The sequence below is a fragment of the Pseudorhizobium marinum genome, assembly GCF_000705355.1.
Classification (GTDB): domain Bacteria; phylum Pseudomonadota; class Alphaproteobacteria; order Rhizobiales; family Rhizobiaceae; genus Neorhizobium; species Neorhizobium pelagicum.
Genome location: NZ_JMQK01000003.1, coordinates 265746 through 291650, shown reverse-complemented (window position 1 = coordinate 291650; position 25905 = coordinate 265746). Strand labels below are relative to the sequence as shown.

Sequence of the window (25905 nt, the reverse complement as noted above, 5' to 3'; positions counted from 1 at the left end):
GGATCAACGATCCGGACCGTTGGCGGGGTAGGGCGTGCGCAAGAGAAGCAGCAGGCCTCCGGCCAGAAAAAGGATCAGCGTTGCCATGCCGAGCCGCGCCGAGCCGCTGGCATAGGTCACCAGGGAGAAGAGCAGGGTCGCCATGAAGCTGGTGGCCCGCCCCGACAGGGCATAGATGCCGAAATAGCGGCCGGCATCGCCAAGGCTGACGCTGCGCGCCAGATAGGAGCGCGACGAGGCCTGCACGGGGCCGAAGGCGATGCCGACCAGCAGGCCGAACGCCACATAGGCCTTTTCCGCCGCCGTGCCGAACAATCCCCCCGAGTCCTCCAGCCCAAGAGGCAGGAGGCCGAAGAAGACGAAGCCCGGACCGGTGGAGACGATCCCCACGGTGGCGATCAGCAGCAGCACGAGGCTGATCACGACCACGACCTTCGATCCGAGGCGCAGGTCGAGCCGCCCGGCGATAAAGCAGCCGAAGATGGCGATGACGTTCAACAGGATGCCGTAGACGCCGATCTCGATCGTCGCCCAGCCGAACATGCCGGCGGCGAAGGCCCCGCCGAGGATCAGGAGCCCGTTGACGCCGTCCTGATAGAGCATGCGCGCGATCAGGAACTTCGCGATCCCGGGTTTTTCCCTCAGTTCCCCGATGGTGCCGCGCAGGTCGCGAAGGCCGCTGCGCACGGCCTGGCGCATGGGCTGGCCCTTCCTCGCGTCCGGGGTGAACAGCAGCATCGGCAGGATGAACAGGAGGTACCAGACGGCGGCGATGGGACCGGTGATGCGGGCGTCTTCGCCAAGCGCCGGATCGAGCCCGAAGAGCGGTTCAATGCCGATCAGCGTCAGTCCGGTGTCCGGGCTGCCGGCAAGCAGGGTCACCACCAGGATCAGCACGATCATGCCGCCCAGATATCCCAGGCCCCACGCGATGTTCGATACCCGGCCCACGTCGTCCGGACCAACCAGCCGCGGCATCATGGAATCGTTGAAGACGATCGAGAATTCCGCGGCGATGGAGGCCAGAATCATCAGCACCAGGGGCCAGATTAGGGGCGAGCCGGGTGCCGCAAACCAGAGAAGCGACAGGCAGACGATCTTGACGGCCGCAAAGCAGAGGATCCAGGGCTTGCGGGGCCCGGATCGGTCGGCAACAGCGCCTAGCACCGGCGACAGGATCGCGATCACCAGCGAGGATATCGTCGCCATGTTTGCCCATGCCGCCTGCGCCGAGACGGGATCCTGCGTCAGGCGGGCCACGAAATAGGGACCGAAGACGAAGGTGACGACCACGGTGAAGAAGGGCTGCGCCGCCCAGTCGAAGGTCATCCATCCCCAGATCCCACGCCGGGAGATGCTTCTTGGCGGCGGGATGTCCGGGGCGACCGACACTACCACTTGGGCAGCCTCGCATCGATTGGCGGCGCGGCCTTCCTCATGACGATCGCGACTCCGCCAGATCGCTCACCAATCCGGCCGCGACGGCAAGCTTCGACAGGTTGAAATCCGTCGTTTCGCTCAGAACCAGCAATTCGCTGACCAGCCGGTTCACCTGCTGACGCCGGCTGGCGTACCAGGCTTCCAGAGGCTTCTTGTCGGTCGGATGCGACGTCAGTGCGGACACCACGATATCGCGGCGCGCCGACGAGATCTGGTCGAGGCTGCGGCCCAGCGCAACGCTTTCGTAGTGATCGGTCGGGCTGATGCCCTCTCCCAGGGCAAGCAGCCGATCGATCCGGAAGGTGTCGGTTGCGGCAAAGTAGGTCTGGGCGACATTGCCGAGGTCCCTGTTGGTGCGGCTGCCGATGAGCAGCATCTCGGGGACGAGGACGAGGGTCGGCAGGCGGCTGACATCCTCGGCCAGAGCGGGCGGTATCCCTTCCGCCTGCAATTCTGCGGCCTGCTGACGGATCTCGGGGGCCAGTCCAAGCGCGCCGATGGTGGCGCGGAGCTCCTTTGCTCCGGTCCGCAGCGCGCCGATCAGGGTCTGGATCGCGCCGGTGCCGGATCGCGTCCGCAGGATCAGATGGGTCGCGTCGACAAAGATCCCGGTGATCCTGGCATAGACGTCATTCTGGATGCGTCCGGAGATCTTGCCATCCAGGGCGTCCGTCGCGGCCCAGAGGCGCGGAAGCTCGAAGCCGTCGCGGGCGAGGTAGGCTGCCTTGACGACCTCGGCCGGCGAGGCGCCGGTGGCGTCGATCATGGCCTGCACGAACCCGGGTCCGCCGCGGTTGATCACCTCGTTGGCCAGCACCGACGAGATGATCTCGCGATGCAGCCGGTGGCCTTCGATATCGGCGGCAAAGGTCTTCTGCATCTTGGCAGGGAAATAGCCCTTCAGCACGTCCGCGAAATAGGGCTCATCCGGCAGGGTGCTGTCCAGCAGATCGTCGAACAGGGTAATCTTGGCGTAGGAGAGCAGCACGCCGATCTCCGGACGGGTCAGCGGCTTGCCGGCCTGATAGCGCTCCGCCAGTTCCATGTCGTTCGGCAGGCTTTCAACCGCGCGGTTGAGATGGCCCTGAGTTTCCAGAACGGACATCAGGCGTGACAGCTCTTCCCGATTGCCGGTTCCCTTGCATTCCGCCAGCGATATGGCCAGCGTCTGCAGGTAGTTGTTGCGTAGCACCAGATCGGCAACTTCGCTCGTCATCGCCGACAGGATCTGGTTGCGTTTCTCGCGGGTGAGGCGGCCGCTGCGCATGGCGGAGCTGAAGGCGATCTTGATGTTGACCTCGACGTCCGAGGAGTTAACGCCGGCTGAATTGTCGATCGCGTCGGAATTTATCCGCCCTCCCGACAGTGCGTAGGCGATGCGGCCATTCTGGGTGACACCCAGGTTGGCGCCTTCGCCAATCACCCTGGCCCGAACTTCCGTGGCAACGACACGGATCGGATCATTTGCCCGGTCGCCCACCTCGGCATCCGTCTCGAAGGCAGCCTTGATATAGGTGCCGATGCCCCCGAACCAAAGAAGATCCACCTCGCTCTTCAGGATCGCGGTCATGATTTCGTAGGGCGTCGCGACAGCCTTGCCGATGCCGATCGCCACCATGGCCTGCGGCGTCAGCTTGACCGATTTTTCCGTGCGCGAAATGATCATCGCGCCTTCGGAGAGGCTGGAGCGATCATAGTCCTGCCAGCTCGAACGCGGCAGCTCGAACATCCGCTGACGCTCCGCAAAGGAGCGTTTTATATCCGGATCGGGGTCGATGAAGATGTCGCGATGGTCGAAGGCGGCGATCAGGCGGATGTGCGGCGACAGGAGCATGCCGTTGCCGAAGACGTCGCCGGACATGTCGCCGATCCCGGCCACCGTGAACGGTGTCGTCTGGATGTTGATGTCCATCTCGCGGAAGTGGCGGGTGACGGCCTCCCATGCACCGCGGGCGGTGATGCCCATCTTCTTGTGGTCGTAGCCCGCCGAACCGCCCGATGCGAATGCATCGTCCAACCAGAAGCCGGCTTCCTGGGCCAGTCCATTGGCCGTGTCGGAGAAGGTTGCCGTGCCCTTGTCGGCGGCCACGACGAAATAGGGATCGTCGCCATCGACGCGCAGTGTCTGTTCCGGTCCCACCACGTCGTCACCGACGATGTTGTCGGTGACGGAGAGAAGCGTGCGGATGAAGGTCTTGTAGGCCTCTCGACCCGCGGTGAAGATCTGGTCGCGTGAGCCGCCCTGGGGCAGAGCCTTGGGAACGAAGCCGCCTTTTGCGCCGACCGGCACGATCACCGCGTTCTTGACCTGCTGTGCCTTCACCAGGCCCAGCACCTCGGTGCGGTAGTCCTCTCCCCGATCGGACCACCTCAGGCCGCCGCGGGCAACCTTTCCAAAGCGCAGGTGGACACCTTCCACCTCGGTCCCGTAAACGAAAATCTCGCGGAAGGGCCGCGGCTGCGGCAGGCCATCGAGCAGCTTCGGGTCGAACTTGAAGGCGAGCGTCGCCCGGGGCTGACCGTCTTCGGCTCTCTGGAAGTAATTGGTCCGTACCGTGGCATCGATGGCGTTGATATAGCGGCGGAAAATCCTGTCGTCATCCAGGCTCGGAACCCCGGCCAGGGCTTCTTCAAGTGCCGTATGATGGCTTGCCAGCTTCCTGGCCCGCGGCTTCTCGGCGAGGGATGGATCGAAGCTGTCGTAGAACAGCCGGAAGATCCCGGCGGTGATCGCAGGATATTTGGCGAGCGTGTCGGCGATCAGGGCCTGCGAATAGACAATGCCGGCCTGCCGCAGATAGCGGGCATAGGCCCGCAGCACCGTTGCTTCCCGTGTCGTCAGTTCCGAAAGCAGGACGAGACGGTTGAAGGAGTCGTTGTCCGCCCGTCCTCCGAAGGCCGCCAAGAATGCCTCCTCAAGTCGCCGGGCGTCCCGTTCGAGAGCGAAGGAGGGCTGGTTGCGCAGCTGAAGTTCCATGTCGTGCAGGACCACGGGGTTCAGGTGGTCGTCGGCACGGACGTCGATGTCGAATGTCTGCTCGCTGACGACGCGGAAGCCGAGATTCTCCAGAAGCGGCACGCGGCGCGACAGGGACAGATGTTCGGGCTGGTGGAAGATCTTCAGCCGCAGCGTCGTCTGGTCGTCGCCCGCGCGGGTGTAGAAGGCGATCCGGATCGAGTCGCCCGCGGCGCAGGCTGCGAAATGGCCAAGATCCGCACGCGCCTCTTCCGGCGTGAAGGCTTCCTGGAAGGCCTGGTTGACCGAGAGACGCATTCCCTCTTCGCTCAGCGCCGCGAACCGCTGCTCCCAGGGCGTGGAGATCAGCCGGATCGCCTCCTCGAGTTTTGCCTGGGGAACCCGCGGCGTGCGACCACCACGGCGACCGATGATGATGTGGACGCGCGCCACGCCGCCTTCCGGGAAAGCCGGATAATAGGCCGAGACATGCCCGTCATAGACGCGGGCGAGATGGTCGCTCACCTTCTCGCGCACCAGCGAGTTGTAGTCTTCGCGCGGGACATAGACGATGACCGAAACGAAACGGTCGAAGTGATCGATGCGGGGCAGGACCCTGACCCGCGGCCGCTCGCTCAACTCCATGATCTGCTCGCAGAAACGCACCAGTGTCGGCACGTCGATCTGGAAGAGATCATCCCGGGGATAGGATTCCAGCGCGTTGTCGAGCATTCGACCGGAATGGCTGTTCGGGTCGAAGTCGAAGTGCTCCTCGACACGCTGCGCCTTGGCTTGCAATAAAGGGATGTCGCGCACGGAGTGGGTGTAGGCGGTTGCCGTGAACAACCCGACGATGCGCAGCTCGCCGGTCACCTCGCCATCAGGTCCGAACCGCTTGATGCCGACATAGTCCATGTAGGCGCGACGGTGGACCACGGACTTGACGTTGGCCTTGGTGACGATGAGGAAGTCCGGCCCCTCCAGGAATTCCAGGATCTCGGGCGTGGTGGTGACGGAATCCTTGCCCAGCCGCAGAACCCGAACGTCGGGATCGGAGAGGATGCCGAGACCGCGCCCCTTGCTACGCTCCACCGTCGCCGTCGCACCCTTGCCGGAATAGACGTATTCGCGCATCCCGAGGAAAGTAAAATTGTCGTCGCGCAGCCAGTCGACGAAGGCAAGCGCCTCGTCCCGATCGGCCTTCTTTCGGCTCGCGGAATAGGAACGGAGCTGTTCTGCGGCACCCTGCAGGAGATCCAGCATCGGTGTCCAGTCGGTGATCGCCAGATGAACCTGCTCCAGGACGTAGCGGATCCGGCCGATCAGCGTCTCTGCGTCCGCATCCGAAAGGGGGGGCAGGTGGATCTGGATCAGACTGACGTGGTGTGCAGGATTGCCGGGGTTGTCGCCGGAACGCAGAACCGGCTCGGCTCCCGGCTCCAGGAGCAGGATCGGATGGACAGCCAGATACAGGTCGCGGTGGCTGGCCGTGACCTCGCCCATCACGGAATCGAAGAGGAATGGCATGTTCCGGTCGATCACCGTCAGGATCCAGGCGGCCTTGCCATCCGGTTCGACGCCTTCGACGGCCTGAAGCGTGATGGACGGTCGGACCCTGGTCCAGTTCGTCAGGCAATCCGTCGCATGGGTTGCCGAGGCTGCCAACATATCGGGCGTATAGCGCTCGATATCGTCACCGCTTGCCCGCCCAAACAGGATGAATGGGTCGAGAAAGGGCCGCGACCCTTCCGCAGCGATCTTCCGCGCGGCTTCGATCTGCTTTTCCCGTTTCGGGTTTTGCCTGCCCATGTCATTCTCTCCGTGATGATCCAACATGCTGTTGCAAACAGCGATCCGTCAACAGCTGCCACCTGCAATCCTATGCAAGATCCTTGGATCCGGATGGCTCTGCTTCGACACCGCATATGGATCAGCGTTATTGACAAGCGAGCATGAAAAAACGATCAAGCGGACCGAAACGGAAATGCGAAGATGGAAAATCCCGGCGCGGTTATCGTCATCTCCAGCCATGTGGTCCGCGGTTCGGTGGGAAACCGCGCTGCCGTGTTCGCATTGGAGACACTGGGATTTCCCGTCTGGGCCTTGCCGACAGTGGTTCTCCCCTGGCATCCGGGCCATGGTCCCTCAACCCGCCTGACATTTTCGGAAGACGATTTCGACAAGGTCATCGACGACCTGATACAGGCGCGCTGGGCCGGAGAAATCAAGGCCGTCCTGACGGGCTATTTCGGCAATGCCGGTCAGCCGAGGGCAGTCGCCCGGCTGGTTCGATCCCTGCGGGAGCGCAACGCCGATCTCCTCTATGTCTGCGACCCGGTGATCGGCGATCTCGGCGGTCTCTACGTGCCGCAGGACACGGCTGAAGCTATTCGCGATGAACTGCTGCCCCTGGCGAACGTGGCAACACCCAATCGCTACGAACTCGCCTGGCTCGCCGGAAGCGCGCTCGACAGCAACACGGCAATCATGGAGGCTGCACTCGCGCTCGGTCCGTCGCGAATGCTGGTGACCTCGGCCGTGCCGATGATGGCCGGCGGGACAGGCAATCTCTATCTGAGCGGGAAACACGCCCTGCTGGCGGAGCACAGGCTGATCGACAATCCGCCGAACGGTCTGGGCGATCTGATGTCGGCCCTGTTTCTGGCGCGGCTGCTGTCGGGCGTGGACGAGGAGCGGGCGCTTCAACTGGCGACCGCCAGTGTCTATGAAATTCTGGCCAGGACGGCCAAGCGGGGCAGTGACGAGCTCACGCTGGAGACGGACTCCGAAAGTCTGATGACGCCAATGGCGATGGTTCACATGCGGCGCCTCGTGCATCCGCTTCAGCGGGTGCGACGGTAGCTCCAGCCACCGTTGATCTTACGACAACCTCAGGATAATCCTAAAGTCATGCAGCAATTTCCAGAGCGCCTTCTAAACGGGTACCTTGAGTTCATGAGCGGCCGCTATACAGCCGAGCGTGAACGCTACCGGACTCTGGCGGAATCCGGACAGACGCCTCACACGCTGGTCGTCGCCTGTTGCGATTCCCGGGCGGCACCCGAGACGATCTTCGACTGCGGCCCCGGCGAGCTCTTCGTGGTTCGTAACGTGGCCAACATGGTGCCGCCCTACGAGCCGGACGGTCAGTATCATGCGACCTCTGCAGCGCTGGAATACGCGGTCCAGGTGCTGAAGATCCGCAACATCGTCGTCATGGGCCACGGCCGCTGCGGCGGCATCCAGGCGGCGCTGGATCCCAACATGGAGCCGCTGTCGCCCGGCGATTTCATCGGCAAGTGGATGGGGCTCGTTCGCCCGGCAGCACACCAGATCCAAAGCAATGACCTGATGACACAATCGGAGCGTCAGACGGCGCTGGAGCGCGTGTCCATCCGGAATTCGATCAGCAACCTGAGGACCTTCCCCAACGTCCGCGCCCTGGAGGACGAGGGGACGCTACAGCTGCATGGCGCCTGGTTCGATATTTCGAGCGGCGAACTCTGGGTCATGGACGGTAAGAGCGGAGATTTCTTCCGGCCGTCGGATACGATGCCGGCGGCAGATCCGGAACCTGCCGCCTGATTGCTTCGCTTCAGCGCGCGTCGATTTCCGCACCGATATGGGCGATGGCCTGCTGATAGACCGTTGCCGCATTCCATCCCTGGATGGCCACGTGGTTGGGCTCGCCCGGCTGGTATCCCGCGCCTGGCTGCCAGCCGTGGCCGACAAGGAAGTTGGCGGTCGATGCGAGCGCATCGGCGCGTGAGCCGACGAGGTCGACGTGGCCATCGCCATCGCCATCGACACCGTAGCGGACGACATTGGCCGGCAGGAACTGCGTCTGACCGATTTCACCATGCGCGGCGCCGCGGGCTGCCGGGCTCAGATCGCCACGCTGGACGAGCGTCAGGGCAGCATAGAGCTGTTCGGTGAAATAGTCGGAGCGGCGGCAGTCGTAAGCCAGTGTGGCAACTGACGACAGCGTGTGCTGATCGCCGAGAAAGCTGCCGAAGCCGGTTTCCATGCCCCAGATTGCCATCAACGGTCCGGCCGGCACCCCGTAGCGGCGCTCGATCGCGGTCAACAGCTGGGCGTGGGTGTTCTTCATCTTCTTGCCGCGGGCGATGATTGTCGGGCCGCCGCGCTTTTCCATGAACTGGTCGAAGGAGAGCTTGAAGCTGCGCTGGCCGCGATCGGCGCGGATCGTGTCGCGGTTGTAGGAGACGTTGGCGAAGGCCTGCTCGACCGCTTGCGGATGGATGCCGCTTGCAACCGCCTGCGGCTTGAAGTCCTGCACCCAGTTGGCAAAACCGGCGCTGTCATTGCCGCATTGGGCTGCAGCGACCGGCATGGCCGTGGACACGAGGGCTGCAACAAGCGTGGCTGCACGCAGAATATTCATCATGAATTGTTTCGCTTCCATTGGGCAGTCGCCCCGTTAATCGTTGAATGAAGCTTTATGGGGTTCTCAGCGAGCGCTTCAACCGATCCCGGGTGAATTATTCGTGAGATCAAAACGGCAACTGCCGATGCATCGACGAGATGCACCGGCAGAATGACTCGCGAAACCGATCAGGCCGCCTTCTTGGGCTTGATCAGGCCGCGGTTGAGGAGCAGCTCTGCGATCTGGATCGCATTCAGCGCCGCACCCTTGCGCAGGTTGTCGGAGACGACCCAGATGTTCAGGCCGTTCTCGACCGTCGCGTCCTCGCGGATACGCGAGATATAGGTCGCGTCTTCGCCGGCGCATTCGACCGGCGTGATGTAACCGCCGTCCTCATGCTTGTCGATGACGAGGCAGCCCGGTGCTTCGCGCAGGATGTCGCGCGCCTGGTCGGCGGTGATCTCGTTCTCGAACTCGATGTTGACCGATTCCGAATGGCCGATGAACACGGGCACGCGCACGGCCGTGCAGGTCACGCGGATCTTCGGGTCGAGCATCTTCTTGGTTTCGGCCAGAACCTTCCACTCTTCCTTCGTGTAGCCGTCTTCCATGAAGCTATCGATGTGCGGGATGACGTTGAAGGCGATACGCTTGGTGAACTTCTTCGACGAAATAGGGTCGGCGACGAAGACGGCGCGAGTCTGGGTGAAGAGTTCGTCCATGCCTTCCTTGCCGGCACCGGACACCGACTGGTAGGTCGAGACGACGACGCGCTTGATCTTGGCGAAGTCGTGCAGCGGCTTCAGCGCAACGACGAGCTGCGCGGTCGAGCAGTTCGGGTTGGCGATGATGTTCTTCTTGCGGAAACCGGTGATGGCGTCGGCATTGACTTCCGGGACGATCAGCGGAACCTCCTGGTCGTAGCGCCAGGCGGATGAGTTATCGATGACGACGCAGCCCTGCGCGCCAATCTTCGGCGACCACTTCTGCGAGATGGTGCCGCCAGCCGACATCAGGCAGATGTCGGTGTCGGAGAAATCGTAGTTCTCGAGGTTGGAGACCTTCAGGGTCTTGTCGCCATAGGATACTTCCGTTCCCTGCGAGCGGGAGGACGCCAGGGCAACCACTTCATCGGCGGGAAAGGCGCGCTCGGCGAGAATGTTCAGCATTTCCCTGCCGACATTGCCGGTGGCGCCGACGACTGCAATCTTGAAACCCATGCTCTTTGCTCTCTTTCTGTCTCTCCTCGATCCGTGAGGGGGAAAGCCGCAAAACATCGCGGTTTCCTGGTCCCCGGCCTTACCGGGGAGAGAGCGGTGGCCAGAGACGTCAGACGGTTTTCGTCGTCTTTTTGGCCGTGGTTGTGTTGGATGCGGAAAAGCAATCGCTCAGTCGGGCACGCTGTGCCGGCTGGAAATCTGCAGCGATGTCAAACTCGCGGCGGTTCATAGGATGCTTCCCGTTTGGTGAGGTCTTTAGAAGATTTTGATCCGGAGTCAAGCTGAGACCGCAGCCACGCCCCACGAGCGGGTATCTGGGCCTCCAGCTTCAGGAGACGTCCCGTTTTTCGGGACGCCAGGTTGCATGCTCGAAGCCTCAGGCGGAAAGGCTGGCAAATTCCTTCAGGATGGCATCGCCCATTTCGGCGGTGCCGACCTGGCGGCAGCCCTCGGCCATGATGTCGCCGGTGCGGATGCCCTGTTCGAGGACGTTGGCGATGGCCTTCTCCAGGCGGTCCGCTTCCGCAACCATGTTGAAGGAATAGCGCAGGCACATGGCGAAGGAAGCGATCATGGCGATCGGGTTGGCGACGCCCTGGCCGGCGATGTCCGGCGCAGAGCCGTGGACAGGCTCGTAGAGGGCCTTGCGCTTGCCGGTCATCGCATCGGGGGCGCCGAGCGACGCGGACGGCAGCATGCCAAGCGAACCGGTCAGCATGGCCGCAACGTCGGACAGCATGTCGCCGAAGAGGTTGTCGGTGACGATCACGTCGAACTGTTTTGGCGCGCGCACCAGCTGCATGCCGCCGGCGTCGGCCAGCATGTGCTCGAGCTTGACGTCCGAATAGGAGCGCTTGTGCGTCTCCGTCACGACCTGGTTCCAGAGGACGCCCGACTTCATGACGTTGCGCTTCTCCATGGAGCAGACGCGGTTGCTGCGGGTACGGGCCAGCTCGAAGGCGACACTGGAGATGCGCTCGATCTCGTAGGTGTCGTAGACCTGGGTGTCGATGGCGCGCTTCTGGCCGTTGCCGAGGTCGGTGATCGTCTTCGGTTCGCCGAAATAGACGCCGCCGGTCAGCTCGCGCACGATCAGGATATCGAGGCCTTCAACCAGTTCAGGCTTCAGCGACGAGGCGGAGGCGAGCGCCGGGTAGCAGATGGCGGGACGAAGGTTGGCAAACAGCTCCAGATCCTTGCGCAGCCGCAGAAGGCCGGCCTCAGGGCGCACGTCGTAGGGGACCTCATCCCACTTCGGTCCGCCAACGGCACCGAAGAGAACTGCATCCGCGGCCTTGGCCTTGGCCATGTCGGCTTCCGAAATCGCGGCGCCATGGGCATCGTAGGCGCATCCGCCGACCAAGCCCTCGTCCGTGACGAAACCGGCGTCCATCGCGCTGTTCATGTGGGCGATGATCTTGCGGACCTCGGCCATGGCCTCGGGGCCGATACCGTCGCCGGGAAGCAGGAAGAGAGACTTGGTCATGTATGTGTGTTCCTCTGACTGGCCGACTGAACCCTCCGCACGGAGGAGGTCGACTTCTGTGATTCAGGACGTTCCGGCTCCGATGCGGGCGGTCACCTCGATCTCGACCTTCATCTCGGGCGTCGTCAGGCCGCAGACGATCATCGTGGCCGCCGGCCGGATTTCGGCAAATGCCTCTCCGAGGACCTCGACGATCGCGTCGTAGTCGTTCATGTCGGTGATGTAATAGCGGACGCGAAGGACGTCCTTCAGGCTGCTGCCGGCCTCCTGCAGGGCTTTGTCGATGGTTGCCAAAGCGTTTCGCGTCTGGTCGGCCACGTCGTCAGGCATCGTCATGCGCGCATAGTCATAGCCGGTCGTGCCCGAGACATAGACCATGTCTGCGTCCACTACGGCGCGGGAGTAGCCGATGCGGGCTTCAAAAGGGGAGCCTGAGGAGATGCGCTTGACCATCGGCGGAAGACCGGCTCAGAGCCAGGGCCGCTGGGCGGTCGTCTTCTGTTCGAAGCTGCCGATCATGGACTCGCTCTTCAGCGTGCTGGCGATGTCGTCGAGACCCTCGAGCAGGATATGACGGCGTGCCTGGTCGATGTCGAAGCGGATGGATCCGCCGTCGGGACCGGTGATCTCCTGGGCTTCCAAGTCAACCGTCAGAACGGCGTTGGAGCCGCGCGAGGCGTCGTCCATCAGCTTGTCCAGATCGTCATGGCTGACAACGATGGGCAGGATGCCGTTCTTGAAGCAGTTGTTGTAGAAGATGTCGGCAAAGCTCGTGGAGATCACGCAGCGGATACCGAAGTCAAGAAGCGCCCAAGGCGCATGCTCGCGCGACGAGCCGCATCCGAAGTTGTCGCCGGCCACGAGGATCTTGGCATTGCGATAGGCGGCCTTGTTGAGCACGAAGTCTGGATTTTCCGACCCGTCTTCATTGTAACGGGCCTCGGCGAAAAGTCCCTGGCCCAGGCCGGTCCGCTTGATCGTCTTCAGGTAGTCCTTCGGAATGATCATGTCGGTGTCGACGTTGACGACCGGAAGCGGCGCTGCAACGCCCGTAAGCTTGACGAACTTTTCCATGATCTGCCTCCACATCGACTGTCTGCGGAAGCCCTTAAAGCAAATCGGGAGCGATTTGAAGGTCCGTTTTGGCCCAAGGCGGTACGCCAGGCGCCTGAAATCAGGCTGCCCGGCTTGTCTGGTCGACCCTGCTTACAGGTCGATGATGGTCCCGCGGCCGTCATTCCAGACGCGAAGGTCGGATTTCTGCGCCTTGGCTTTCACCGGGACGGGCTTCAGCCGCGCCGACAGGAGGCGGCCTGCCGCAATCGCGCCAACGATGCCCATGAAGGCGACCGTCAGGGAGGCGGTCAGCAGAGCAGCCAGTGCGAAGAGAGCGACACCGGTGGTGAAAAGGAAGAACGAACGAATGTTTTGCATGGTCCAGACCTTTCTGTGGACCTGAATGTGGTCCCTGCCGGTCTGCCTTGCAAGGCTTTTCCTCTGGTTGCGATATTGCGCCGCGCCGAAAAGCTTGTCACAAAATCGCGATGACATTCGTGACCTTTCCTTCGGCGCCCGTTTCGCCCCCTCGCCGCTCCTGCCTCAGCGTGCCCGCGATCAACCGGCGCGCCCTCGACAAGACGCACGGGCTGGACTGCGACCTGGTGATCTTCGACCTCGAAGATTCTGTTTCTCCGGACAAAAAGGCCGAAGCGCGCGACAACCTGCGCCGTTTCTTTCGGGAGACGCCGCTTGCGGCGCGGGAAACGGTGATCCGCATCAATGGCGCGGACTCGCAGTTTCGCCGCCAGGATGTCGAGCTGGTCCTGGAGCTTGAACCGGATGTGGTGCTTCTGCCGAAGGTGGAGGATCCGGGCGAAATCCGGCAGATGGCCGAAGCGCTTGCGAACGCGCCGGAAAGCCTGCGGGTCTGGGCGATGATGGAGACGCCACTGGGCGTGCTCAACGCAGCCGCCATCGCCGCGACAGCACGGGAGGCGGGAGGACGGCTGGAGTGCTTGGTGATCGGCCTCAACGATCTGCGCAAGGCAACGGGTGTTCCGCCGCAGCCGGGACGGGTCTATCTGGTGCCCTGGATGATGCAGGTGGTCCTGGCTGCGCGCGCACATGGCCTGGACGTCATCGACAGCGTCTTCAACGATTTTCGCGACGCCGACGGGTTTGTTGTCGAATGCGCCCAGGGTAGCGCCATGGGGTTCGACGGCAAGATGCTGATCCATCCGGCACAGATTGAAGCCGCCAACGAAAGCTTCGGACCGGCTCCGGAAGCGATCGCCGAGGCTGAAGCCATCGTCGCCGCCTTCCGGCAGCCAAACACGGCAGACCTCAACGTCATCAACCTCAACGGCCGGATGGTCGAACGCCTGCATCTGGAAGAAGCCGAAAGGCTTCTCGCCCGGCTGCATCTCATCGAAAGCAGAAAGACAAGCGCATGAAAGTCTACCGTTTCCTCACAGGTCCCGACGATTCTTCCTTCTGCCACCGGGTCACGGATGCCCTGAACAAGGGCTGGGACCTGCATGGGTCGCCCAGCCACAGCTTCAACGCCGCCGAGAACAAGATGTACTGCGGCCAGGCCGTCGTGAAGACAGTGCACGGCAAGGATTATCATCCCGACATCAAGCTCGGCGAGCAGTAGGCCGCTTCAGGCCAAGGTCAGCGCTCGGTGGCTTCCTCGGCGCTGGCCTCGATCCGCTCCATGTCGTCGTCGCTCAGGCCGAAGTGATGGCCGATCTCGTGGATCAGCACATGGGTGATGATATCGCCCAGTGTCTCCTCGTTTTCCGCCCAGTAATCCAGGATCGGGCGGCGATAGAGCCGGATACGGTTCGGCAGTTCGCCCGTTTCCATGGTGAAACGCTCCGAGATGCCGCGTCCCTCAAAGAGGCCGAGCAGGTCGAAGGGGGTTTCGAGCGCCATGTCCTCGAAGATATCGTCGTCGGGAAATTCCTCGATCTCGATGGTCAGGTTCGTGGTCAGCGCCCGGAATTCTTCCGGCAGGTTGCCATAGGCTTCGATCGCCAAGGACTCGAAGGCACTGATGGTGGGCGCGTGGCGGTCCCGCCAGTCGTCAGTTTGGTCAATACGGGCCATACATGCTCCTTGTGGGAGCTCATATAATTCATTTCAGGAAATTTTCGAGAGGATTCATCAGCCTGCCCGAGCAAACGGGCGTCGGCGCCAAAATGGCTGTTGACTCTTCTGGGTAGCTCTGGAATCCATTAGAACATAAAGAGAACATACAGAATGGAGCTGACGCCATGGCTGAAGATGCCACGGCGCAGGAGAGACTTTTTGCCCTGCGTGAAACGATCGCCCGCCTGGAAGGAAAGGCCTTGCCCGCCATGGCAGCGGCCAGACAGGCTGACGCTGCCGTTGCGGCGGAAGGAGCCGCTGCGGGATCATCAAACCGGTTTTGCTTTGGAGTCCAGGAGGTGGATTGCCTGCTGGACGGCGGGCTGCCCCGGGACGGGCTGACAGAGGTGAGGACGCAGCTTTTCCGGGACTCCGGTGCCGCAACGGCTCTTCTTCTGGCGCTGACGTCGCGGTTGATGGGATCGCCCGGAAAGGATGAGAAGGCGACAGGGGAACCCGTCCTGTGGATCGGCGATACGGCCTGCGTGCAGGAGGCCGGCCTGCCCTATGCCCTGGGGTTGAGGGAGTTCGGGCTGAGGCCCGGTCAGCTCCTGTTTGCCCTGCCGCGAAAGCTGGAAGACGCCCTCTGGATTGCCGAGCTTGCACTGGCCAGCAGAGCGCTTGCAGCCACCATTCTTGAAGTCCGTGGCAATCTTCCGGGGTTCGGCCTGACCGAAAGCCGGCGGCTTGCTCTCAGAGCAAAGGCGGCGGGGCGGCCGCTTTTCGTGCTCCGGCATGCGGGCGATGAAGAGGCAAGCAGTGCCGCCTTCCGCTTTCGTGCCGAGCCGGCGCCGGCTCTGGAACGGCGCCTCCCCGATGGTTCGATGCTGGGCGGCAGCCTCGGCCATCCCGTTTTCCGTCTGACCCTGGAGAAGAGCCGCAATCCGGCTCCGCTCTCTTTCACCCTGGAGTGGAATTCCCGTGACCGTCAATTTCTCCTCGCCCGTCCACCAGCCCTCCCTGTCTCTGTCACGCCCGGGACAGCGCATCCTGTCGATCGTCCTCCCGCATCTGTCGACCGACCGGATCGCCCGGCTCAAGTGGGGTCCCTCCTGGCGTTCGACCGGGCGTCCTGAGCATCCGCCGATCCTCTGCGCCGGGCGGCACGAGAATGCCATGCGGCTGACGTCGCTGGACGAAATGTCGGAGACGCTGGGCCTCAGGCTGGGGCAGGGACTGGCGGAGGCGCGAGCCATTCATCCGTCGGTGGAGGTGGTGGACGAGAACCCGGCTGCCGACCGGAGCCTGCTGGAAGCCATTGCGGACTGGTGCGACCGCTACACGCCGCTGGTGGCGATCGACGGGGAGAAGGGCCTGCTTCTCGACATTACCGGCTGCGCCCATCTGTTCGGTGGCGAGGAGCTGCTGCTGAACGACGTGATGTTGCGGCTGTTCCAGATGGGTTTCGATGCGAGGGGCGCCATTTCCGGATGGCCCGGCCTGTCCTGGGCCGTGTGTCGGTTCGGCCATGGCGGTGTGGTGGCCGACAGGGAAAGGGAAACGATTGCCGCGCCGCTGCCGGTGGCTGCCCTCCGGCTGGAGCAGGATCTGGTGGGCGCGTTGCGGAAGCTTGGCCTCAAGCGCATCGGGGATATCCTTCCCCTCCCGCGCGCACCGCTCGCCCGCCGCTTTGGCGCACAGGTCCTGCTGCGGCTGGACCAGATGATGGGGAGGGTGGAGGAGCCGATCTCTCCGCGCCGCCCGGTGCCGGTGCTGTCCTGCGAGCGGCGGCTTCTGGAACCGATCCGGGCGGAGGAGGACATCCTGCATCTGGCCGGCCAGGTGGCGCTTCTCCTGCTGCCAAGCCTGGAGGCGCGGGGGGCCGGCGGCCGCGTCTTCGAACTGGTGCTCTTCCGGGTGGACGGCAAGGTCTTCCGGATCGAGGCCGGTGCCTCCCAGCCGCTGCGGGAGCCCCAAAGGATTGCCGCCCTCTTTTCGGAACGCCTCAAGGCGGTCCATGACGATCTCGATGCGGGTTTCGGTTTCGAGATTCTTCGCCTCAACGTGCTCCGGCACGAGGATTTCAGATCCACCCAGACGGATTTCGAGGGGCAGGGGCAGCAGGCGGCGTCACTGGGTGATTTTGTCGACCGGGTCAGTGCGCGGCTCGGGTGCCATGTCCTGCAGGGGGTCGCGCTGCGTCAAAGCCATGTCCCGGAGCGGGCGTCCGTCTTCCAGCCGGCCCTGAACATGCCTGCCGCGTCGAAGCGGGATGATCTCGGTTTCGGTTTTCAGGTCCACGACAGGCCCGTGCGCCTGTTCCGCTACCCCGAGCGGGTCGAGGCGGTGGCGGAGGTTCCGGACGGGCCGCCCTTCCGCTTCCGCTGGCGGCGCATCCTTCACGAGGTGCTGCGCGCAGAGGGGCCGGAGCGGATTTCTCCCGAATGGTGGCTGGACGAGGAGGATCCGGGGGAGCGCGATTATTTTCGTCTCGAGGTAAGGACCGGCCAGCGCCTGTGGCTCTACCGCAAGGGCCATTACCATCAGGACACGGCGCCCGGCTGGTACGTGCAGGGGGTCTTTGCATGACGGCTGCGGCTGCCTTCTTCGAGATCGGCGCGCGGACCAATTTCTCCTTCCTGGAAGGTGCGTCCAGACCGGAGGAGATGGTGCAGCAGGCGTCGGCCATCGGCCTGGCAGGTCTCGGGATTGCCGACCGCAACTCCGTGGCCGGCGTCGTGCGGGCCTTCAATCGCGTCCGCGACATGAAGGAGATGGCGCAGCACCAGCAGCAGCACGGCCGCAGGCCGGAGGAGCCGGAGGCTATGCAGCCAACCCGGTTCCAGCCGGGCGCGCGGCTGGTCTTTGCCGACGGCACGCCCGATATTCTCGCGTACCCCAGGAGCCGCAAGGGATGGGGCAATCTCTGCCGCCTGTTGAGCCGCGGCAATCTGCGCGCGCAAAAGGGCGAATGCATTCTGGAGGAATGGGACATCCTCGAATGGGGCGGGGAGATGATGCTCGCCGTCGTGCCCGATCATGCCCGCCTGGAGGACGATGCTTACGGAAAAATTCTGGAGGATCGCCTGCCGCGGCTGCGCCAGCGCTTCGGCGGGTCGCTCTTCCTGGCGCTGTCGCCGGCCTATGACGGCCGCGACAGTGTGAGTTTTGCCATTCTGGCGCGGCTTGCGGAGCGGCACCGCCTGCCGCTGCTCGCCACCAACCAGCCGCTCTACCATCATCCCGACCGGCGTTCGCTGGCCGATGTGGTCACCGCCATCCGCGAGCATGTCGCGGTGGCGGAGGCGGGCTTTCTCCTGGCTCCGAACGGGGAGAAATACCTGAAGCCGGACCTGGAGATGGCCCGTCTGTTTCGCAAATACCCGGAAGCGGTGGCCAATACCGAGATTTTCTTTAGTCGGCTTCATTTTTCCCTGGAGGAACTGCAGCACAATTATCCGGATGAAAGCGTCGCAGGCGAAACGGTGTCTGAGACCTTGGAGAGGTTGACCTGGGAAGGGGCCCGAGACCGGTATCCGGATGAGATCCCGGACAAGGTCGCGCAGCTGATCCGCTATGAGCTCGAGCTGATCACCGAGATGCAATACGAGCCTTACTTCCTGACCGTCCGCCACATCGTCTGGCATGCCCGCCATGTCCTGAAGATCCTCTGCCAGGGACGGGGGTCGGCAGCCAATTCGGCCGTCTGCTATTGTCTGGGGATTACCGAGGTGGATCCCAGCTTCACGACCCTCCTGTTCGAGCGGTTCATTTCGACCGAACGAAATGAGCCGCCCGACATCGACGTCGATTTCGAGCATGAACGGCGCGAAGAGATCATCCAGTATATCTACCAGCATTACGGCTATCGTCATGCGGGGTTGACGGCGGCGGTGACGAGCTATCGCACCCGGATGGCCGGGCGGGAGGTCGCCAAGGCTTTCGGTCTTTCCGAGGACGTGCAGGCGGCTTTGTCGAGCACCGTCTGGGGATGGTCGGACGACGGGATCTCGGAGCGCGAGGCGAAGGTGGCCGGGCTCGACGTGAACGATCCGGTGACCCGCAAGGTGATTGCGCATGCCCGCGAACTCTTGGGGTTCCCCCGCCACCTGACACAGCATGTCGGCGGCTTCCTGATCACCCGCGACCGGCTGGACGAGGTCGTGCCGATCATGAAGACGGCCATGCCCGGCCGCTACATGATCGAATGGGACAAGGACGACCTCGACACGCTGAAGCTCCTGAAGATCGACGTCCTGGCGCTCGGCATGCTGACCTGCCTGAGGAAGGCCTTCGAGATGATGCGCAGCCATTACCAGGAGAATGAGACACTGGCCGGCCTGCTCCAGGACCAGAGAGGCGAGGTCTACGACATGATCTGCCGGGCGGACACGATCGGCGTCTTTCAGATCGAAAGCCGGGCGCAGATGAGCATGCTGCCGCGCCTGCGGCCGCGACAGTTCTACGATCTGGTCATCGAAGTGGCGATCGTGCGGCCGGGGCCTATCCAGGGAAACATGGTGCATCCCTACCTGAAGCGGCGGGAGGAGCGCGATCGGGGACAGGAAATCACCTACGAGCGGCCGGAGTTGAGGGCGGTTCTGGCGCGGACCCTCGGCGTGCCGCTCTTCCAGGAGCAGGCCATGCAGATCGCCATCACCGCGGCAGGATTTTCACCGGCCAAGGCCGACAGGCTCCGCCGTTCGATGGCCACCTTCAAACGCTCCGGCCGGGTGGAGGAGTTCAAGGACGACATGATCCAGGGCATGCTGAAGAAGGGCTACCGCAAGGAGTTTGCGGAACGCTGCTTCAGCCAGATCGAAGGCTTTGCCGAATATGGCTTCCCGGAAAGCCACGCGGCCTCCTTTGCCCTCCTCGTCTATGCCTCCTGCTGGATCAAGGCCTATTACCCGGACGTCTTCTGCGCTGCGCTGCTGAATTCGCAGCCGATGGGCTTTTACGCTCCAGCCCAACTGGTGCGCGATGCACGGGAACATGGGGTCGAGGTGCGGCCGGTCGATGTCAATCTGTCCGACTGGGACTGCGGCCTGGAAGAGGCACACTTCCGGCGCGACAGGATCGATCCGCGGCACCGGGAGATGCGCCAGGTGATCCGCACGAAGAAGGCGGTGCGGCTGGGCCTGCGGCAGGTCAAGGGGCTTTCGGAGCGGGTGATCAAGGAGCGCCTGATAGAAAATCGTGGGTGCGGCTATGCTTCCATCCGCGACCTGTGGCTGCGCTCCGGCCTCGACAAGGCGGATGTCGAACGGCTGGCGGATGCCGATGCCTTCGGCTCCCTTGGTATTTCCCGCCGCGAGGCGCTCTGGCAGGTGCGGGGGCTCGATGCCCGGAAGGCCGTCGACAAGCTGCCCCTTTTCGATCAGGTGCGGCAGGGCGAGCTGCAGGTGGAACCCGTTACGCAGCTGCCGGACATGCTGCCCGGAGAGCAGGTGATCGAGGATTATCGCTATCTGTCGCTGTCGCTGAAGGCGCATCCGACATCCTTCCTTCGGCAGGATTTCATCCGGATGGGCGTGACACGCAGCGTCGACCTGTTTTCGGTGCCCAACGGGCGAAGGACGGTGATTGCCGGCCTGGTGCTGGTGCGCCAGCGCCCGGGATCGGCCAATGGGGTGATCTTCATGACGCTGGAGGACGAGACCGGGGTTGCCAATGCGATCGTCTGGCCGAAAACCTTCGAGCGCTACCGGGCTGTCGTCATGGGAGCACGACTGGTGAAGATACAGGGACGCTTGCAGAGCATGCATGGCGTCATCCATACGGTCGTTGAGCACATCGAGGATATCACCTCCATGCTCGGCATCCTCCAGAAGGAGGGGCGTCGCTTCGGCTCGCCGCGCGCCGACGAGACGCTGGGATCCGGCGGTGGCAGCTATCGCAAGCGCAGAAGCCCCGACGGCGACGGGCAGCCGTCAGGCCATACTGTAGAGGGAGGGCAACCTCAGCTGGATCTGCGGCCGGAGGACGTCATGCCAAGGGGCCGAAATTTCCACTAGGACTCGCCTTGCGTCACAGCTGCGGCAACCGATCACTCATAAAGTGAGCGAAATTTTCTTGACAGGAGCGGTGGTCTTTCGCAAAAAGCGGATGTTAAGGGTCATGTTTGATGGGTTGACCGAGAATGCTAGTCTGCAGCTGCAATTACATCACCGACAAGGATATCCGCGAGGTCATCGTCGAGCTCCTGGACCAGGACTGCTGGCAGCTGATCGTTCCGGCCAAGGTGTATCACGCCATGAGCAAGCGCGGTCGTTGCTGCGGCTGCTTCCCCAATGTTGTCGAGCTGATCATCAAGACCACCGAGGATTATCACGCTCACCGCCACTCGACGGAAGCGGAAGTTATCGACTATATGTCCCGCCTGAAACAATTCCACGAAGAAAACAGGAGAGCGGACATTGAAAGGCGAAATCAGCGTCATCGAGCGGCTTAACGAGGCGCTTTTCCTCGAACTCGGCGCAGTCAATCAGTACTGGCTTCACTATCGTCTGCTGTCGGACTGGGGCTTTGCCAAGCTGGCGAAGAAAGAGCGTGAAGAGTCCATCGAGGAGATGCATCACGCCGACCGCATCATCGACCGCATCATCTTCCTCGAAGGCCATCCCAACCTCCAGACGCTGGCGCCGCTGCGCATCGGCCAGAACGTCAAGGAAGTGCTCGAGGCGGATCTCGCCGGCGAATACGATGCCCGCACGGCCTACAAGGCCTCGCGCGATGTCTGTCACGCGGTCGGAGACTATGTCTCCATGAAGCTTTTCGAAGAACTGCTTGCCGACGAGGAAGGTCATATCGACTTCCTCGAAACGCAGCTCGACCTGCTCGGCAAGATCGGCGAGGAGCGTTACGGCCTGCTGAACGCCGTTTCCGCAGACACGGCCGAGTAAGGCCTTACAGACTACCGATCCGGTGGCATTGCTGATGTCGCCGGATCAGCGCAGCCGAAGCGCGTGCGCTCGCTATCTCTCCTTCACGGACTGCATCGCAACCGACGTCGACGTGCTGGCGACATGCGGCAGGCTGGAAATGCGTTCCCCGAGGATCTCCCGATAGCGTCGGATGTTCGGTGTCCGCACCTTCAGCAGATAGTCGTAGCGGCCGGCGATCATATGGCACTCCTCGACTTCCCTGATCCTGCTCACCGCCTGATTGAATTCCAGAAGTGCCTTTTCACGGGTGTCGGAGAGGGTGACCTCCGCGAAGGCCACGTGATCCAGCCCCAGCTTTTGCGGATTGAGCACGGCCCGGAAGCCCTGGATATAGCTTTCGTCGATCAGGCGTTTCAGGCGTGCGGTGCACGGCGTCTTCGACAGGCCTATGCGATTTGACAGATCGGTCAGCGAAATCCGCCCGTCGTCCGCGACAATCTCGAGGATCTTGCGGTCGTAGGTGTCAAGTTCGCTTTCTTTCGGGACTTTCATGGTGAAATTCACCTCTATGGCCGCATTGAAAGGTGAATATCACCTCGAACAGGGTCATGAAAAGTCATAGTGCGGAAATATCTTGAGGTAATATCGGGTCAAAATCTGTCTCTCGCCCCGGATCCTCAGATGAGCACCCAGTTTCAGACCGACGTCCCCGCAGCCCGACCACCCTTTTCCGATTTCGCCCCTCCGGTCCGACCGCAAGGACCACTCCGCAAAGCCATCACGTCCGCCTATCGCCTGCCGGAGGTCGCATGCGTGGAGACACTGGCCGATGCGGCCATGCTTCCCGAACAGACCCGGCAGACGATCAAGGCCACCGGCCGACAGCTGATCGAGGCCTTGCGCGCCAAGGGCGGGGGTTCCGGAATCGAGGGTCTGGTGCAGGAATACTCGCTGTCCAGCCAGGAGGGCGTGGCCCTCATGTGCCTTGCGGAGGCGCTGCTGCGCATTCCCGACGCGGCGACCCGCGATGCGCTGATCCGCGACAAGATCTCGCATGGCGACTGGAAGTCCCACATCGGCGGCGGGCGCTCGCTCTTCGTCAATGCTGCGACCTGGGGGCTCGTCGTCACCGGCAAGCTCACCTCCACCGTCAACGACCGCAGCCTTGCCGCCGCGCTGACGCGGCTGATCGCCCGATGCGGCGAGCCTGTCGTCCGCCGGGGCGTCGACATGGCCATGCGGATGATGGGCGAGCAGTTCGTCACCGGAGAGACGATCGAGGAGGCGCTACGGCGGGCGAAACGGCTCGAGGAGCGCGGCTTCGGCTATTCCTACGACATGCTGGGGGAAGCTGCGACCACTGCGAGCGACGCCGCCCGTTACTACAGGGACTATGAGACGGCGATCCACGCCATCGGCAAGGCCTCCGCCGGTCGCGGCGTCTACAACGGCCCTGGCATCTCGATCAAGCTTTCGGCGCTTCACCCCCGGTATGCGCGGGCGCAGGCCTGGCGGGTGATGGAGGAACTGCTGCCGAAGGTGAAGGCGCTGGCGCTGATCGCCAAGTCCTACGACATCGGGCTCAACATCGATGCAGAAGAGGCGGATCGGCTCGAGCTGTCGCTCGACCTGCTGGAGGAGCTTTGCCTCGACGAGGCGCTCAGCGGCTGGGACGGCATTGGTTTCGTCGTCCAGGCCTATGGCAAGCGTTGCCCCTTCGTGCTCGATTTCATCATCGATCTCGCCCGCCGTTCCAATCACCGCATCATGGTCCGGCTGGTCAAGGGGGCCTATTGGGATGCGGAGATCAAGCGTGCGCAGCTCGATGGTCTCTCTGACTTTCCCGTGTTTACCCGCAAGGTGCACACCGACGTTTCCTACATCGCCTGCGCCAAGAAGCTTCTGGCCGCAACGGATGTGATCTTTCCGCAGTTCGCCACCCACAATGCGCAGACGGTGGCGACGATCTACCATTTGGCGGGGCCGGACTTCCAGCGCGGCACTTACGAGTTCCAGTGCCTGCATGGCATGGGCGAGCCGCTCTATGACGAGGTGGTGGGCAAGGAGAAGCTCGACCGTCCGTGCCGCATCTACGCTCCTGTCGGAACGCATGAGACGCTGCTCGCCTACCTCGTGCGCAGGCTCCTGGAAAACGGCGCCAATTCGTCGTTCGTCAACCGGATCGCCAATCCAGCCGTTTCCGTCGATGAGCTCACCACAGATCCGGTCGACCTCGTGCGGACGATGGCCGCGCCCGGCAGCATGCACGACAAGATTGCCCTGCCGCAGGACATTCTCGGTTCTGGCCGTCGCAACTCAGCCGGCCTCGACCTGTCCGACGAAAGCACCCTGGAGCGTCTGACCGAAGAGTTGCAGCGAAGCGCAACGCTCGACTGGATCGCGGCGCCCATGATTGCCGGTGTCGCAAGCAGCGACAGCCCGCGCCCGGTTGCCAATCCGGCAGATCATCAAGACATCGTCGGGCATGTCACCGAGGCGACGGAAGAGGAAGCCAGGGCCGCCGCCCGTCATGCGGCACAGGCAGCACCCGATTGGGCCGGAACGTCCGCGTCGGAGCGGGCCGCTCACCTGGAGCGGGCGGCGGACCTGATGCAAGCGCGCATGCCGATCCTGCTCGGGCTGATCATGCGCGAGGCCGGAAAGTCCCTGCCGAACGCCATTGCCGAGGTGCGCGAGGCCATCGATTTCCTGCGCTATTATGCGCAGCAGGCCCGGCGGACCCTCGGGACCGCGCATGCGCCGCTCGGCCCCATCGTCTGCATCAGCCCCTGGAATTTTCCGCTGGCCATCTTCACCGGGCAGATCGCAGCGGCCTTGGTGGCCGGCAATCCGGTGCTCGCCAAGCCGGCGGAGGAAACGCCTCTGACCGCAGCCGAGGCGGTACGCCTGATGCATGAGGCCGGCATTCCCGCCGCCGTCCTGCAGTTCGTCCCCGGCGACGGCAAGATCGGCGCCGCGTTGGTGGGCGCAGCGGAAACCTCCGGCGTCATGTTCACCGGTTCGACGGAGGTGGCGCGGCTGATCCAGAAGCAGCTTTCCGGCCGGTTGCTGCCGAGCGGCAAGCCCATTCCGCTGATTGCCGAGACCGGCGGGCAGAATGCCATGATCGTCGATTCCTCGGCGCTTGCCGAACAGGTGGTCGGCGACGTGATCGCCTCGGCCTTCGACAGTGCCGGCCAGCGCTGCTCGGCGCTGCGCGTGCTGTGCCTGCAGGAGGAGGTCGCCGAGCGGACGCTGACGATGCTGAAGGGCGCCCTAAAAGAGCTCTCGATCGGCCGCACCGACCGCCTCAGCGTCGACATCGGGCCGGTGATCACGGCCGAGGCGAAGCGCACCCTCGAGGATCATATCGAAGCAATGCGCGAGCGGGGGCTGAAGGTCGAACAGACCGAAATGCCGAGCGAAGTGGCAGCCGGCACCTTCGTCGCGCCGACGATCATCGAACTCACCTCGCTGAAGGATCTCGAAAAGGAAGTCTTTGGCCCCGTGCTGCATGTGATCCGCTATCGGCGTGACCAGTTGGACCGGTTGATCGACGACATCAATGCCACGGGCTACGGGCTTACCTTCGGGCTTCACACCCGCCTGGACGAAACCATCGCCCATGTCACGAGCCGCATCCGGGCCGGCAATCTTTACGTCAACCGCAACATCATCGGCGCCGTGGTCGGGGTGCAGCCATTCGGTGGCCGCGGCCTTTCCGGCACGGGGCCGAAGGCCGGCGGGCCGCTCTACATCGGGCGCCTCGTGCAGTCCGCTCCCGTTCCGCCGCAACACAGCTCGGTCCACACGGATCCGGCTCTGCACGATTATGTCCGCTGGCTCCAGGGCCGCGGCCAAGCCGCGGAAGCCGAAACTGCCGCCGGCATGGGAAGCGCCTCCGCGCTCGGGCTGAACATCCAGCTGCTGGGTCCCGTCGGCGAGAGCAACCTCTACGGCCTGCATGCGCGCGGCCAGATCCTGCTGGTGCCGGAGACGGAAGCCGGGCTCCATCATCAGTTCGCTGCGGTGCTGGCGACCGGCAATACAGCCGTCATCGACGAGGGCGCTCCTTTCAGGGCGTCGCTGGAGAGCCTTCCCGCCTCCGTTGCCGCCCGGCTTCGCTGGTCCAGGGACTGGGCGGCGGACGGACCCTATGCCGGAGCGCTGATCGAGGGCGATGCGGAGCGGATACGATCCATCACGACGCGCATTGCCGAACTTCCGGGTCCGCTGGTGCTGGTCCAGGCAGCGTCCGCCGACGATATGCATCGCCCTGACGCCTATTGCCTCAACTGGATGCTGGAAGAGGTCTCGACCTCGATCAATACGGCCGCAGCGGGCGGCAACGCGAGCCTGATGGCGATCGGTTAGCCGAGCCGGCACTTGCACCGGATGATGACAGCGTCTTTGATGACGCCGCTGTCGGCGGGTTC

20 protein-coding genes are annotated in these 25905 nt (G+C 63.3%); 10 read left to right on the top strand and 10 right to left on the bottom strand.

Annotation, left to right across the window (positions count from 1 at the left end; all coding sequences use genetic code 11):
- Positions 1–3: 3 nt before the first annotated feature.
- The gene (locus EO99_RS0105330) at positions 4–1392 is read right to left on the bottom strand and encodes an MFS transporter (protein ID WP_051679709.1); all 1389 of its coding nucleotides are present in this window, start codon (positions 1390–1392) and stop codon (positions 4–6) included.
- Positions 1393–1435: 43 nt separating this feature from the next.
- The gene (locus EO99_RS0105325) at positions 1436–6205 is read right to left on the bottom strand and encodes an NAD-glutamate dehydrogenase (RefSeq protein WP_029617608.1); all 4770 of its coding nucleotides are present in this window, start codon (positions 6203–6205) and stop codon (positions 1436–1438) included.
- Between the two features lie 183 nt (positions 6206–6388).
- Between EO99_RS0105325 and pdxY the strand changes: the two genes are divergently transcribed.
- Both pdxY and EO99_RS0105315 read left to right on the top strand, forming a co-directional pair.
- Positions 6389–7258, top strand: a complete 870-nt coding sequence (gene pdxY / locus EO99_RS0105320) for a pyridoxal kinase PdxY (RefSeq protein WP_029617607.1) — start codon at positions 6389–6391, stop codon at positions 7256–7258.
- A gap of 48 nt (positions 7259–7306) precedes the next feature.
- A complete protein-coding gene (locus EO99_RS0105315) occupies positions 7307–7981 on the top strand; it encodes a carbonic anhydrase (protein ID WP_029617606.1) in 675 nt (224 codons plus the stop codon).
- Between the two features lie 10 nt (positions 7982–7991).
- Here the strand turns inward: EO99_RS0105315 and EO99_RS0105310 are convergent, their stop codons facing one another.
- The 6 genes from EO99_RS0105310 to EO99_RS0105280 form a co-directional block, all read right to left on the bottom strand.
- The gene (locus EO99_RS0105310) at positions 7992–8804 is read right to left on the bottom strand and encodes a lytic murein transglycosylase (RefSeq protein ID WP_029617605.1); all 813 of its coding nucleotides are present in this window, start codon (positions 8802–8804) and stop codon (positions 7992–7994) included.
- Positions 8805–8971: 167 nt separating this feature from the next.
- The gene (locus EO99_RS0105305) at positions 8972–10003 is read right to left on the bottom strand and encodes an aspartate-semialdehyde dehydrogenase (RefSeq protein WP_029617604.1); all 1032 of its coding nucleotides are present in this window, start codon (positions 10001–10003) and stop codon (positions 8972–8974) included.
- A 376-nt stretch (positions 10004–10379) separates the two neighbouring features.
- Positions 10380–11489, bottom strand: a complete 1110-nt coding sequence (gene leuB / locus EO99_RS0105295; protein ID WP_029617603.1) for a 3-isopropylmalate dehydrogenase — start codon at positions 11487–11489, stop codon at positions 10380–10382.
- 63 nt (positions 11490–11552) lie between these two features.
- Positions 11553–11942, bottom strand: a complete 390-nt coding sequence (locus EO99_RS0105290) for a RidA family protein (RefSeq protein WP_029617602.1) — start codon at positions 11940–11942, stop codon at positions 11553–11555.
- A 15-nt stretch (positions 11943–11957) separates the two neighbouring features.
- Positions 11958–12563 (bottom strand): 3-isopropylmalate dehydratase small subunit, encoded by a 606-nt coding sequence (gene leuD / locus EO99_RS0105285; RefSeq protein WP_029617601.1) that lies wholly within the window; start codon positions 12561–12563, stop codon positions 11958–11960.
- Between the two features lie 132 nt (positions 12564–12695).
- A complete protein-coding gene (locus EO99_RS0105280; RefSeq protein ID WP_029617600.1) occupies positions 12696–12923 on the bottom strand; it encodes a hypothetical protein in 228 nt (75 codons plus the stop codon).
- Between the two features lie 110 nt (positions 12924–13033).
- Here EO99_RS0105280 and EO99_RS0105275 point away from each other — a divergent pair, with 110 nt between their 5' ends.
- Together EO99_RS0105275 and EO99_RS0105270 are read left to right on the top strand one after the other, a co-directional pair.
- The gene (locus tag EO99_RS0105275) at positions 13034–13942 is read left to right on the top strand and encodes an HpcH/HpaI aldolase/citrate lyase family protein (protein WP_029617599.1); all 909 of its coding nucleotides are present in this window, start codon (positions 13034–13036) and stop codon (positions 13940–13942) included.
- A complete protein-coding gene (locus EO99_RS0105270) occupies positions 13939–14145 on the top strand; it encodes a DUF1737 domain-containing protein (protein ID WP_029617598.1) in 207 nt (68 codons plus the stop codon). Before EO99_RS0105275 ends, EO99_RS0105270 begins: the two co-directional genes overlap by 4 nt.
- Before the next feature lie 17 nt (positions 14146–14162).
- Here the strand turns inward: EO99_RS0105270 and EO99_RS0105265 are convergent, their stop codons facing one another.
- Complete coding sequence (locus EO99_RS0105265) at positions 14163–14600, bottom strand: metallopeptidase family protein (protein WP_029617597.1); 438 nt, start codon at positions 14598–14600, stop codon at positions 14163–14165.
- Between the two features lie 167 nt (positions 14601–14767).
- Between EO99_RS0105265 and EO99_RS0105260 the strand changes: the two genes are divergently transcribed.
- The 5 genes from EO99_RS0105260 (at position 14768) to bfr (ending at position 21487) form a co-directional block, all read left to right on the top strand.
- Positions 14768–15718: an ImuA family protein gene (locus tag EO99_RS0105260; RefSeq protein ID WP_029617596.1), complete on the top strand. Its 951-nt coding sequence runs from the start codon at positions 14768–14770 to the stop codon at positions 15716–15718.
- Between the two features lie 40 nt (positions 15719–15758).
- Complete coding sequence (locus tag EO99_RS0105255; protein ID WP_029617595.1) at positions 15759–17171, top strand: Y-family DNA polymerase; 1413 nt, start codon at positions 15759–15761, stop codon at positions 17169–17171.
- Positions 17168–20599, top strand: coding sequence for an error-prone DNA polymerase (locus EO99_RS0105250; RefSeq protein ID WP_029617594.1), 3432 nt, complete (start codon positions 17168–17170; stop codon positions 20597–20599). The genes EO99_RS0105255 and EO99_RS0105250 overlap by 4 nt, the downstream gene beginning before the upstream one ends.
- Before the next feature lie 125 nt (positions 20600–20724).
- Positions 20725–21036, top strand: a complete 312-nt coding sequence (locus EO99_RS28180) for a (2Fe-2S)-binding protein (protein ID WP_029617593.1) — start codon at positions 20725–20727, stop codon at positions 21034–21036.
- Positions 21002–21487 (top strand): bacterioferritin, encoded by a 486-nt coding sequence (bfr, locus tag EO99_RS0105240; protein WP_029617592.1) that lies wholly within the window; start codon positions 21002–21004, stop codon positions 21485–21487. The genes EO99_RS28180 and bfr overlap by 35 nt, the downstream gene beginning before the upstream one ends.
- Before the next feature lie 72 nt (positions 21488–21559).
- On the opposite strand, the gene EO99_RS0105235 is transcribed toward bfr, so the two are convergent.
- Positions 21560–22021, bottom strand: a complete 462-nt coding sequence (locus tag EO99_RS0105235) for an Lrp/AsnC family transcriptional regulator (protein ID WP_029617591.1) — start codon at positions 22019–22021, stop codon at positions 21560–21562.
- A 129-nt stretch (positions 22022–22150) separates the two neighbouring features.
- On the opposite strand from EO99_RS0105235, the gene putA reads away from it, so the two are divergent.
- On the top strand, positions 22151–25843 hold the full coding sequence (gene putA / locus EO99_RS0105230) for a trifunctional transcriptional regulator/proline dehydrogenase/L-glutamate gamma-semialdehyde dehydrogenase (RefSeq protein ID WP_029617590.1): 3693 nt from the start codon (positions 22151–22153) through the stop codon (positions 25841–25843).
- Positions 25844–25905 lie beyond the last annotated feature (62 nt).

What these genes read in the sequence shown, in the direction of transcription:
- EO99_RS0105325 (WP_029617608.1), bottom strand. Translation starts at nt 6,205, where the DNA reads ATGGGCAGGCAAAACCCGAAACGGGAAAAGCAGATCGAAGCCGCGCGG.
- pdxY (WP_029617607.1), top strand. Translation starts at nt 6,389, where the DNA reads ATGGAAAATCCCGGCGCGGTTATCGTCATCTCCAGCCATGTGGTCCGC.
- EO99_RS0105315 (WP_029617606.1), top strand. Translation starts at nt 7,307, where the DNA reads ATGCAGCAATTTCCAGAGCGCCTTCTAAACGGGTACCTTGAGTTCATG.
- EO99_RS0105310 (WP_029617605.1), bottom strand. Translation starts at nt 8,804, where the DNA reads ATGATGAATATTCTGCGTGCAGCCACGCTTGTTGCAGCCCTCGTGTCC.
- EO99_RS0105305 (WP_029617604.1), bottom strand. Translation starts at nt 10,003, where the DNA reads ATGGGTTTCAAGATTGCAGTCGTCGGCGCCACCGGCAATGTCGGCAGG.
- leuB (WP_029617603.1), bottom strand. Translation starts at nt 11,489, where the DNA reads ATGACCAAGTCTCTCTTCCTGCTTCCCGGCGACGGTATCGGCCCCGAG.
- EO99_RS0105290 (WP_029617602.1), bottom strand. Translation starts at nt 11,942, where the DNA reads ATGGTCAAGCGCATCTCCTCAGGCTCCCCTTTTGAAGCCCGCATCGGC.
- leuD (WP_029617601.1), bottom strand. Translation starts at nt 12,563, where the DNA reads ATGGAAAAGTTCGTCAAGCTTACGGGCGTTGCAGCGCCGCTTCCGGTC.
- EO99_RS0105280 (WP_029617600.1), bottom strand. Translation starts at nt 12,923, where the DNA reads ATGCAAAACATTCGTTCGTTCTTCCTTTTCACCACCGGTGTCGCTCTC.
- EO99_RS0105275 (WP_029617599.1), top strand. Translation starts at nt 13,034, where the DNA reads ATGACATTCGTGACCTTTCCTTCGGCGCCCGTTTCGCCCCCTCGCCGC.
- EO99_RS0105270 (WP_029617598.1), top strand. Translation starts at nt 13,939, where the DNA reads ATGAAAGTCTACCGTTTCCTCACAGGTCCCGACGATTCTTCCTTCTGC.
- EO99_RS0105265 (WP_029617597.1), bottom strand. Translation starts at nt 14,600, where the DNA reads ATGGCCCGTATTGACCAAACTGACGACTGGCGGGACCGCCACGCGCCC.
- EO99_RS0105260 (WP_029617596.1), top strand. Translation starts at nt 14,768, where the DNA reads ATGGCTGAAGATGCCACGGCGCAGGAGAGACTTTTTGCCCTGCGTGAA.
- EO99_RS0105255 (WP_029617595.1), top strand. Translation starts at nt 15,759, where the DNA reads ATGCGGCTGACGTCGCTGGACGAAATGTCGGAGACGCTGGGCCTCAGG.
- EO99_RS0105250 (WP_029617594.1), top strand. Translation starts at nt 17,168, where the DNA reads ATGACGGCTGCGGCTGCCTTCTTCGAGATCGGCGCGCGGACCAATTTC.
- EO99_RS28180 (WP_029617593.1), top strand. Translation starts at nt 20,725, where the DNA reads ATGCTAGTCTGCAGCTGCAATTACATCACCGACAAGGATATCCGCGAG.
- EO99_RS0105235 (WP_029617591.1), bottom strand. Translation starts at nt 22,021, where the DNA reads ATGAAAGTCCCGAAAGAAAGCGAACTTGACACCTACGACCGCAAGATC.
- putA (WP_029617590.1), top strand. Translation starts at nt 22,151, where the DNA reads ATGAGCACCCAGTTTCAGACCGACGTCCCCGCAGCCCGACCACCCTTT.